The 10,255-nt window shown below is 43.5% G+C and carries 7 protein-coding genes and 1 pseudogene; 5 read left to right on the top strand and 3 right to left on the bottom strand.

Translation table 11 applies throughout. From position 1 onward, the window contains the following. The first annotated feature begins 388 nt into the window (after nt 1-388). Nucleotides 389-1,405: a sulfate/molybdate ABC transporter ATP-binding protein gene (locus QUA56_RS14740; RefSeq protein ID WP_333358761.1), complete on the top strand. Its 1,017-nt coding sequence runs from the start codon at nt 389-391 to the stop codon at nt 1,403-1,405. Between the two features lie 363 nt (nt 1,406-1,768). On the opposite strand, the gene QUA56_RS14735 is transcribed toward QUA56_RS14740, so the two are convergent. Both QUA56_RS14735 and hisF read right to left on the bottom strand, forming a co-directional pair. Next, a complete protein-coding gene (locus tag QUA56_RS14735) occupies nt 1,769-2,110 on the bottom strand; it encodes a low temperature-induced protein (protein ID WP_333358759.1) in 342 nt (113 codons plus the stop codon). A gap of 433 nt (nt 2,111-2,543) precedes the next feature. Beyond that, nucleotides 2,544-3,335, bottom strand: a complete 792-nt coding sequence (gene hisF / locus QUA56_RS14730; protein ID WP_333358757.1) for an imidazole glycerol phosphate synthase subunit HisF — start codon at nt 3,333-3,335, stop codon at nt 2,544-2,546. A gap of 573 nt (nt 3,336-3,908) precedes the next feature. Between hisF and QUA56_RS14725 the strand changes: the two are divergent. Then, nucleotides 3,909-5,118: pseudogene (locus QUA56_RS14725) on the top strand (ISAs1 family transposase). Nucleotides 5,119-5,705: 587 nt separating this feature from the next. Here QUA56_RS14725 and QUA56_RS14720 read toward each other — a convergent pair. Beyond that, nucleotides 5,706-6,464 (bottom strand): thioesterase II family protein, encoded by a 759-nt coding sequence (locus QUA56_RS14720; RefSeq protein WP_333358755.1) that lies wholly within the window; start codon nt 6,462-6,464, stop codon nt 5,706-5,708. Nucleotides 6,465-7,072: 608 nt separating this feature from the next. On the opposite strand from QUA56_RS14720, the gene QUA56_RS14715 reads away from it, so the two are divergent. From QUA56_RS14715 to QUA56_RS14705, 3 genes are read left to right on the top strand one after another with little or no spacing between them, the layout of a single operon-like run. Next, nucleotides 7,073-7,321: an acyl carrier protein gene (locus QUA56_RS14715; RefSeq protein WP_333191953.1), complete on the top strand. Its 249-nt coding sequence runs from the start codon at nt 7,073-7,075 to the stop codon at nt 7,319-7,321. Further along, a complete protein-coding gene (locus tag QUA56_RS14710) occupies nt 7,318-8,856 on the top strand; it encodes a benzoate-CoA ligase family protein (protein ID WP_333358753.1) in 1,539 nt (512 codons plus the stop codon). Before QUA56_RS14715 ends, QUA56_RS14710 begins: the two co-directional genes overlap by 4 nt. Continuing rightward, the gene (locus QUA56_RS14705; RefSeq protein ID WP_333358751.1) at nt 8,856-10,226 is read left to right on the top strand and encodes a salicylate synthase; all 1,371 of its coding nucleotides are present in this window, start codon (nt 8,856-8,858) and stop codon (nt 10,224-10,226) included. The genes QUA56_RS14710 and QUA56_RS14705 overlap by 1 nt, the downstream gene beginning before the upstream one ends. The last annotated feature ends 29 nt before the right edge of the window (nt 10,227-10,255 follow it).

Below are 10,255 nucleotides of genomic sequence, written 5' to 3'. Positions count from 1 at the left end.
AAGCTGCAAGTAAATCTAAAATCTCAAATCTCAAATCTCAAATCGACAGACCGATCGCCAAAACCCTAAAATTAACAGGAGAGCCCAAAATTTTAGACCAAAGTTCCATCTTCCAGATTCAAAGCTGCAAGTAAATCTAAAATCTCAAATCTCAAATCTCAAATCGACAGACCGATCGCCAAAACCCTAAAATTAACAAACGGATGTGGTATGGTTCTATAAAAAACTTACCTTAATTCATCCACCAACAGCAGATTGGGATTCTTCCCTCTTTCTACTGACTACTGACTGCTGACTACTGACTAATGACTAATGACTGCTGACTGCTGACTAATGACTAATGACTGCTGACTAATGACTAATGACTAATGACTACTGACTTCTTCTTATGGGCATAGTTGTAGAAAACGTATCAAAACAGTTTGGCAGTTTCCAAGCACTCGATCGAGTCAGCTTAGAAATTGAATCCGGTTCCCTAGTCGCATTGCTGGGCCCGTCTGGTTCCGGCAAGTCTACGCTGCTGCGACTGATTGCCGGTTTGGAAATGCCCGACTCTGGCAAAATCTGGCTGACAGGCCAAGATGCGACCAATACTAGCGTCCAAGACCGCAAAATTGGGTTTGTGTTTCAACACTACGCGCTATTCAAGCACATGACAGTGCGAAAAAACATCGCTTTCGGCATGGAAATTCAGAAAATACCGCCGGCGAAAGTTAAATCGCGGGTAGAAGAATTGTTGAATTTAGTGCAATTGGGAGGATTGGGCGATAGATACCCGTCGCAACTTTCAGGAGGCCAGCGGCAGCGGGTAGCCCTCGCCCGAGCTCTGGCTGTGGAACCCAAAGTTTTACTGCTAGACGAACCTTTTGGAGCTCTCGATGCCAAAGTTCGCAAAGATTTGCGTGCTTGGTTGCGGCGGCTGCACGACGAAGTTCACGTTACCACAGTCTTTGTGACGCACGATCAAGAAGAAGCGATGGAAGTTGCCGATCGAATTACAGTCATGAATAAAGGTAAAATCGAACAAGTAGGCACACCCGCAGAAATTTACGACCATCCAGCGAGTGCTTTCGTCATGAGTTTTATCGGCCCAGTCAATGTCTTGCCCAGCAGTTCGAGGATGTTTCAAGACAACGGATTTGACTCAGCCAACCCCGAGATTTTCTTGCGCCCTCACGACGTAGTAATTGAAATTACAGAAAATCCTGCAACAGTGCCTGCAAGAATCAGTCGCTTGATTCATTTGGGATGGGAAATTCAGGTAGAATTAACCTTAGATGACGGTCAAATAGTAAACGCTAATTTGACCAGAGAAAAGTTTGACCAATTGCAGTTAGAACCTCAGCAAAGAGTGTTCGTCAAACCGAAAGATGCCAAGTCGTTTCCACTTTTTTATTCAATCTGATACCAATTCTGAAAACTCGATCTAAATTTAAAACATAAAATATCTGGGTAGGGACGCGGCAATGGCGTCTCTACCCAGACATTTGCAGGGACACGGCGCTGTGCCAAAGTCGTGTCAACAATCGCCTGAAACCCCTGATAAATATCGTTTTTACCTGAGTCTAGATCCCCCTAAATCCCCCTTAAGAAGGGGGACTTGAAGACGTTTCCAGTCCCCCCTTATTAAGGGGGAGTAGGGGGCAAGCTAAGGGGGGATCTAGATTTAATAGTCAAACAGCCGTCTGTGACTGGGTTTAACGTGTTTGTTGTCACTAATGTGCATTGCCGTGTGCCTACTCTTTGATACTGACAACTGCGCGCAGAGTTAGTTTGTGATCTTGCCGACAGCCTTTCTGACTTGTTGCTCAAAGGATGTAGCGCTTGTGTTAGAAGGATTTTTCATTTTATCAATGTCAGCGTCTCCCTGAACTTCGTTGGGTCCTTTGCTCGCTTTGTCTTGAGTTTCTTCGAGAGACATCGGTTTTTCCCCGGCAACTTTTTGAGCTTTTTCCTCAATCCCCAAAAGTTTATCTTCACCTTTGGTAGGGCTGCTGGTAACGGCAAAAGCCGGGAAAGCATTAGAAACAAACATCAAGGCACAAAAACAAACAGCTATTAAAGTGCGTACTAAACGCTTGGAAGGAAAGTTAAAGCTGATAAAAGACATACAAAATTTCTCCGTTTTTAGAACTTACGATCGCTAAGATTGTTAACAGGCTGAAACTCACTCAAATTCTGCACAATCTTTAACTCAAGTTTGATCGAAGCAACCGTTGCTCTCTTTCAAATTGAGGTAACATATAATATCTAGCTGAAAAAGCTGGTATTTGAAATCCTTCTCAGGGAATATTTCTAGATGACTTGCGTGGATTGCCCCAAGAAAGCTATGTAGAAGGCACTTGTGTACAATCAAAAAAATTCTACATAAGTGCCTTCAGATGCGCCTCACATAGCGCCACCAATGTCAGTCATGGGTTTTCTGGTGGGGTGGGGGCGGGTTGATTTAGCCTGTCTCCAATGTGAGAGGGCGCTTTAGTAAACCCCCAGAGCGGTTTGTTGAAAATGTTGCAAGATATGAGATGTGCCCGACTGTCCGCTGACTAATGACTAATGACTAATGGCTGCTGCTGTCGCACCGGAACTTGATATTTTGCTAGATAAGTCTTAATTTCTCCTACACTCAGTTGCCCGTAATGCAGCAGGGAAGCCAGTAGTGCGGCTTCTGCTTTGCCCTCAGTCACGGCTTGGTAGATATGGTGACAGTTGCCTGCGCCACCAGAAGCAATGACGGGAATTTCGACAATTTCGGCGATCCTTCGGGTTAATTCCAAGTCGTAACCGGCTTGAGTGCCGTCAGAGTCCATGCTTGTCACCAGAATTTCGCCGGCGCCGCGCACTTCGGCTTCCTTAGCCCAGGCGATCGCATCTTTGCCGGTATTTTCTCGCCCTCCGCGCACGTACACGTCCCAACCGGGATTATCCAAATCTTGCCGTTTGCGGGCGTCGATCGCGATTACAATGCACTGATTGCCAAATCGATCGCTCGCTTTGTCAATTAAACTCGGATCGCGCACCGCCGCCGAATTAATGCTGACCTTATCAGCGCCAGCCCTCAATAAACTTTTAATGGTGTCTAAGGATTGGATGCCGCCGCCCACCGTCAAAGGGATAAATACTCGATCGGCCGTTCGGTACACCACATCAATAATAATGTCCCGGTCTTCGTGAGTCGCGGTAATGTCCAGAAACACCAACTCGTCAGCACCGGCATCATTGTAAACCTGAGCCATTTCTACCGGATCGCCAGCATCAGTCAGGTTGACAAAATTGACACCTTTGACCACGCGGCCGGCTTTCACATCCAGACAAGGCAAAATTCTTTTCGACAGCATAAAATTCTCGTGTTTCTAATTTATTGACCGCCGCAGCGAGGAAAAGGCTTTGTTGATATCTTCAAAAATAGGAAGTTAAGCAACAAATCTTAAAGATACCTTGTGTTTAACAACTGCTCGATCAAACTTATTTAAACTTATCTAAAGTTTTCTTTAGGCAGTCTGAGTTTATTTCCTACGCTGTTGGGTAGACGGCTAATCCCAAGATAAGTAGGCTATCCCCCTGGCTGCCGAGGGTTCCCAGGGTGGATTAATTGTCGGAAAAATAAACTAAGCTGATTGGAGTAATTGCTGACGTTAGGTGAAGGATTTAACTGGTTTATCTCGGCACTGAAAACCGAAAAGCAACTCACTGATATTTTCAACTTGGGACGGCCATCAATCTTAAAGCTTGTGGAAGAGTATTCGTCCCACTCATCCTAGCTAAAGATACTAAAAACTGTCACGCCCATTGCCCAATTAGCAGGTGTATTGCCACCCAGGGTAAACGCATCTTAACTTTAACCCAAAATATGCCACAGTTAAATCCGACTAAATTTCCATGTAGTTGGTTGTAGTTTATTGGTGCTATCAATGGCAAGAGGTTTTAGTAAAGCTGTAACTTCCCAACAAAAACAAACAGATTCATTGCCTTCACTGAAGATTTTAAATACCAGTTTTTTAGAACATTTTGCTAATTTGAACGACCCAAGAATAGAAAGAAGTAAAGAACACTTACTCAAAGATATTATCGCGATTGCCATTCTAGCTATCCAGACGCGGTGCAGACGGAACGGTCTGGAATAGAAGCCTATGGTAACGCCAAATATGAATGGTTAAAAAGCTTTCTAGAATTACCGAATGGCATACCATCTCATGACACATTTAGTCGGGTATTTGCCAGAATTGAACCACAACAGTTTCAAGAATGTTTTTTGAGTTGGGTAAATGCCATAGTCGGGGAATTAGAACTAAACGCGATCGCCCTTCATTGATGGCAAAACAATGAAACAATCTTATGACCGAAATGACCAGCAAAAAGCGCTACATATAGTTACAGCCTGGTCTTCATATCATCAATTAGTTTTAGGACAAAAAAAGTCGATAAAAAATCCAGTGAACTGACAGCGATTCCGGAATTAATAGAAATGTTAGAAATTGGGGGCAGCGTAATAACCATCGATGCTCGCTTGATGTCAAAAAGACATAAAATCTCTGATTTTTAAGAAAAAAGTAGATTATATTTTAGCTTTAAAAGGTAATCAAAAACTCCTCTACCAAGCCGTGAAAGAGTGGTTTGAAGTAGCACAAAAAGCAGATAACTTAGGCAGATAGTACAATCCGACATGAACAAGTAGAAGCCGGACATCATCGAGTGGAAAAAAGACAAGTCTGGACTGTGGATGTATCCGAGTTACCACAAGTGCATAATCAAGCATTATGGACGGGATTAAAAACAGTTGTCATGATAGTTAGTGAACGACGGCTGTGGAATAAAACCACGACTGAAGCTCGTTTTTACGCTTAGTAGTTTAAGCAGTAATGCTGAGACAATTGCTGGGGCGATCCTCCGTCATTGGGGTATTGAAAATATCTTACATTGGACGCTTGATGTTACATTTTGTGAAGATGAAAGCCGGATTCGGAAACAGAACTATCCCGAAAATTTTGCACTTCTACGTCGCGAGTGCCATAAATTTACTGAAACAAGAAAAAACTTCCGGTACAAAGTCTAAAAATGAAACGGTATCGAGCGGCAATGGATAATAATTCTTTAGTTAAAATTTTAAACTCTGCCAGTTAATGCTCGAAATCTAACACGTATCTAAGAAGGAAAATTATCCGGCTTTAAGAAGTTCATAAAATCTTAAGGTTCTGATTTAATCGGCTCAACTCGGGTTAAAATTAAGACTTTTAAGAAGGTTTTTTTAGTTATTTAGTAATGCACAAATTAACGTTTTTGTCAAATGAATTTTGATGCGTTTACCCTGCTGTTATTGTACCTCATCTTTCTGAGAAACGCTATAACATTTATAAGGGTCCTCCTAAATGCTGCAAGATGTTGTGAACTAACAGCTTGCACAGTCTGATAGAAAGCTTCAACCATTAAGCTGTTCTGCATTTAAATTGTATGTCAAAAAACAATTCCCCGTCTTGTGGGGTGGGCGTCCCGCCCGCGGAGAATATGCAATTTAAATGCGCGACAGCTTATACCGATCGCCCTATGTCGAAGAGAACGGCAACAGTCGCCGCTCTAAGTTTACTCCTAGAGTTGCCAAGCTTTTCACGACTCGACCGTTACCGTTCAGAATCCACGAAAAATCCTGAATAAGGAACACTTTGACAGGGCTACTATGACTGAGCCTACCAGTTCTACCAGTTCACGGGATCTCACTCAACTGCTGAAAGTAATTGTGAAAGGCGTTGTAACAGAAGTGTTTGAGCTGAGTGCAGGTAGAAATGATCTCCGGGAAACATCTCCAGCGAAAAGGCAGAGTTTGTCTGTTTTTGCCATGCTTCTAGGTCTTCAATACCGACTTTCCAATCCTCTAATCCACCAAAAGCAGCGATCGGACAATCTAACGGCGCTTCAGGAGTGTAGGCGTAAGTTTCAACCACAGCAAAATCGGCTCGCAGAGTAGGAAGTAGCAGTTCCATCAGTTCGGCGTTTTCTAGCACGGCTTTGGGAGTACCGTTATAACGGCACAATTGTCGTAGAAATTCTGTTTCTGGTAGAGCATGAATCGGCGGGTCGCGATCGGGAATTTGAGGAGCGCGATGTCCTGATACAAATAGGTGCAGTGGACTTTGGTTGTACTGTTTGCGGAGTAGTCGCGCCAGTTCAAAGCTCACCAATGCGCCCATACTGTGACCGAAGAAAGCAAAAGGTTTATTAAGGCTGCTCAGGATCGTAAGAGCAAGAGTCTCAATTACAGGCTCGATCTCGGTGAAGGGAGTTTCCAGCAGTCGAAATCCACGTCCGGGAAGTTCGATCGGACAAACCTCTACATCTGACGGTAGGTTCCCTGGAAAAGCACGATAGCTCAAAGCCCCACCCCCGGCATAGTGGAAGCAGAATAGTCGTAACTTGGCTTCAGGATTGGGTTTCGGATAGGTAATCCAGGAGTTTGCAGTTATGGTAGCGTTCATAAATTAATACTGTTGAAAGACTTGACGCAGCAAGGGTTTGAGTTAATCTATCTCAAAAAAGATATGTGCGGGCGATGCCTGCGGCTGACTCCGCCTACGCGGCTTTTTCGGGTTTGGATAACGGACAATAAGCATCTCTGGCGATTGCTACCTATAATTATTATCAATAATTCTGTCAAGAAGCTGCGATCCTTCTCAATTTTAAGGAGCCTCAACGCTTGGCTCATCAAGGTGAGAGAGGCGCACTCACTCCGTCAGCCTGAATAGACATCTCCGAAAAAGAATCTCAAACCCTTGCCCTGTATGAAAAAAATCTAAATGTGGCCGAGGTCTAATACGTAACCGTTTGTTGTTCTTAATAAAACTTTACAAAATTTTCCTGATTAGGGCTTGCCAAGAATCGAGAATAGGTAATACAATTCATCTAGCTTATTGAAACGAGTTCTCAACTATCAAGCAAACGAAGTCAGTGTGGCTGATGTAGGCTGTTCTTGCCGTTAACGATCGGTTCGCTGAAAAAATCGACATTTTCAAGTGAAAGCCAGGAAAATTAAGTCAAAACATCACTACTATTTATTCCATGACAAGTCCAAAGGATCGTTTATTTCATGAGAAGTCAAAAGGCGATGGATACACTGAAGGAAATACTGGCTAATTTAGGTATTCCCGAAGAGTCCCTTCATCAAGACACTTTACTGCGCGAGAATTTACAACTTGACTCTGTTGAAACAGTACAAGTTGCGCTGGAATTGAAACGAAGATTGGGGGTTAACTTGAAACTTGGAACCCGCCAAGATATGACATTAGCTCAAATCTGTAATGAGATCGAAACGGCGATGCCAGCCGAACATAAATGAGTATTTCTGAAAAATTACCTAGCATCTTCAACGTTGCAGCTTACTTCTTGGAAAGCAACCTAGCACAAGGACGTAGCGAGAAAGTAGCGTTTTACTATCAGGATTCGACTTATACTTATGCCCAATTAAACAGCTTTGTCCGACGTACAGCGAGATTATTCTCCGAGTTAGGATTGGCGCGAGAAAACCGGATAGCCATTCTTTTGTCAGACACTCCAGAATCAGTATTTGCTTTCTGGGGAGCAATTTTCCTCGGTGCAGTACCAGTTCCGATCAATACGGCTTGTACCATTGATGACATCCACTATATCCTGCAAGATTCACGCGCCAAAATCTTGGTGACTAACCAAGAATGGCAAGAAAAACTGACTCCCATCCAGTCTAAGTTCTTGCAAAATATTCTCCTTGCAGACGGAGAAAAACCATTTTTGTCTTTGCTGACTCAGCAGACAGACGAACAGCTACCTTACGCCGAGACATCTGGAGATGAACCTGCTTTTTGGCTTTACACTTCCGGTAGTACGGGTAAACCCAAAGGTGTAATTCACAACCACCAAAGCATGGTAGTTTGTGCAGAACTGTACGGTAAAGCTAAACTCGGTTTGCATCAAGATGACATCACCTATTCAGTAGCTAAAATGCCTTTTGCCTACGGTTTAGGGAATAGTTTATATATGCCGATGGCAGTTGGTGCAGCGACAATATTATCAGATGCCAATAATGCTTTTGATATTATCGCGGACATCGATCGCTACCGACCGACAATTTTGTTTGGCATACCCAGCGTATATGCCAGCATTCTCTCAGTGCATGAAATTGCACCTCTAAATACTTCCTCTTTAAGGTTGTGCTTATCAGCAGCCGAACAATTACCAAAAACTATTTGGTATAAGTGGCGAGACACTTACGGAATTGAGATTTATGAGGGTATTGGTACGACAGAATTGCTGCATATTTTTCTATCAAATGCAGAGGGAGAATGTCGTCCCGGCTGTTCTGGTCGTCCGCTTTCTGGTTATGATGTGCGAGTGGTTGATGAAAAGGGTTTCCCAGTTGCGGCGGGGGAAATTGGCGACCTAGAGGTGAGTGGAGAAAGCCTCATGCTGGGGTATTGGAATCGCCTGCGGGAAACGCGACAAGCTCTTTACGGGAACGCGATGCGAACGGGAGATAAGTATCTGCGCGATGCGGATGGTTATTTCTGGTTTATGGGACGTAAGGATGATTTCTTCAAAGTAAATGGGATGTGGGTATCGCCGTTTGAAGTGGAAGATGTCTTACTCCAGCACGAAGGTGTTCTTGATGCGGCGGTAGTTCCAGAATGCGATCGCGGCGAACAATTAACTGAGATTATTGCTTACGTCAGCCTTAAACCCGGCTTTGAGAAATCTCCCGATTTAGAAGAGAAGATTCGACAATTAGCTAGGGCTCGATTACCCCATTTTAAGGCTCCTAAAAAAATCCACTTTTTGGAAACATTACCGCGCACGCCCACCGGAAAAATTCATCGCAAATCCTTGCTGAAAACTCATTAATGTTTAACTCCCTTAACCAAAATCTTTACCCCATGTATCAGGTAGCGAGCAACTTATTAACTTATCACGAACTATTCATACCAGGTCAGAGAGATCCTCTGATTGTGTTGCAGAATCTATTAGATTCTGGGATTTTTTCCAAATATGTAATGTACAAAAGTGAAAACGAAGTACGTATTGCTGGGAATGTTTTAGCGGAAATATCGGTAAGTTCTCACGATGTTTCGCTCGCTTTTATGGGTGAGATTAAGTCAGAACCGATTGTCGATCCGCTCAAGCAAGTAGAATCAGCCTTAGCATCTTTGCCGATCGAGAATTGGACTGCTTATGGTTACATCGGCTTTGATGTGGCTCGCTTCTACTACTCCTACTCCAAGGCAATTGAACAACCTCTGCTCTATTTTTTAGTTCCAGAAATCGAACTTTTTATTGCTACTAGAGGAGTTCATATCAGAAGCATCAAGTCGCCAACAAAAGTTCTGGAAGCGTTATCAATAAATAGCGAATTGAGAGACTATGTAGCGACACCGCCAGTTGTTGATTTTGCCGATAAAGAAGAGTATCAAAGCCAGGTTTCCGATTTGATTCAAGCCATCCAAAGCGGCGATTTACATAAAGCGATTATTTCCCGTTCCGTGAAAGTGAAAGCGGAGATGGATTTGCTGGGAACTTATGCTTTGGGAGCCAAAAACAACAACTCAGCGCGATCGTATTGTTTGCAGGCTGGCGAAGTAAGTGCGGTAGGCTTCAGTCCTGAAATTTTAATGGAAGTTAGTGCTGATGGCTTTGTAGTTACTAATCCATTGGCGGGAACTAGACCGAGATCGGAAAATTTGGAAGAAGATTTACAATTGGAAAGTGAGTTATTTACCGATGCTAAAGAGGTAAAGGAACACGCGCTTTCGATCTGGTTGGCGCAAAGTGAGATGGCGGAGGTTTGTCTACCGGAAACTCTGCGGATTTTTGACTTCATGCAGGTGAAGCAATACAGGTGCGTGCAGCATCTATCATCGCGAATTGGCGGTCAACTCAAAGGAGAAAAAACTTTATGGGATGCTTTGAAAGTGTTATTTCCGGGTGTCACTGTATCGGGAATTGACAAACACAAGGCTCTGCAATGGATTGAGCGATTAGAAAAAGAACCGCGAGGAATTTATGCTGGTGGTATTGGTTGGGTTAATAGTAGTGGTATGGCAGATATTGCGATCGCAATTCGATCGGCTTATCAATATGGGGATTGGGTTTACTTAAATGCTGGTGCAGGAATTGTGGCTGAATCTATTCCCGAAAATGAGTATGTGGAGTCTGTTAATAAGATGAATACGATGTTGACTAATTTGGTTTTGAAATCTGCAAGCAAAGGTACGTAGTTGGGCTTTAGCCCTCTTAAGAGGGCTGA

Origin of the sequence: Microcoleus sp. N3A4 (assembly GCF_036701805.1) — a bacterium.
In the GTDB taxonomy this organism is placed as follows: domain Bacteria; phylum Cyanobacteriota; class Cyanobacteriia; order Cyanobacteriales; family Microcoleaceae; genus Microcoleus.
The sequence above is the reverse complement of the archived record's forward strand: the minus strand, read 5'-3'. Positions and strand labels throughout refer to the sequence as shown.

What these genes read in the sequence shown, in the direction of transcription:
- QUA56_RS14740 (WP_333358761.1), top strand. Translation starts at nt 389, where the DNA reads ATGGGCATAGTTGTAGAAAACGTATCAAAACAGTTTGGCAGTTTCCAA.
- QUA56_RS14735 (WP_333358759.1), bottom strand. Translation starts at nt 2,110, where the DNA reads ATGTCTTTTATCAGCTTTAACTTTCCTTCCAAGCGTTTAGTACGCACT.
- hisF (WP_333358757.1), bottom strand. Translation starts at nt 3,335, where the DNA reads ATGCTGTCGAAAAGAATTTTGCCTTGTCTGGATGTGAAAGCCGGCCGC.
- QUA56_RS14720 (WP_333358755.1), bottom strand. Translation starts at nt 6,464, where the DNA reads ATGAACGCTACCATAACTGCAAACTCCTGGATTACCTATCCGAAACCC.
- QUA56_RS14715 (WP_333191953.1), top strand. Translation starts at nt 7,073, where the DNA reads ATGAGAAGTCAAAAGGCGATGGATACACTGAAGGAAATACTGGCTAAT.
- QUA56_RS14710 (WP_333358753.1), top strand. Translation starts at nt 7,318, where the DNA reads ATGAGTATTTCTGAAAAATTACCTAGCATCTTCAACGTTGCAGCTTAC.
- QUA56_RS14705 (WP_333358751.1), top strand. Translation starts at nt 8,856, where the DNA reads ATGTTTAACTCCCTTAACCAAAATCTTTACCCCATGTATCAGGTAGCG.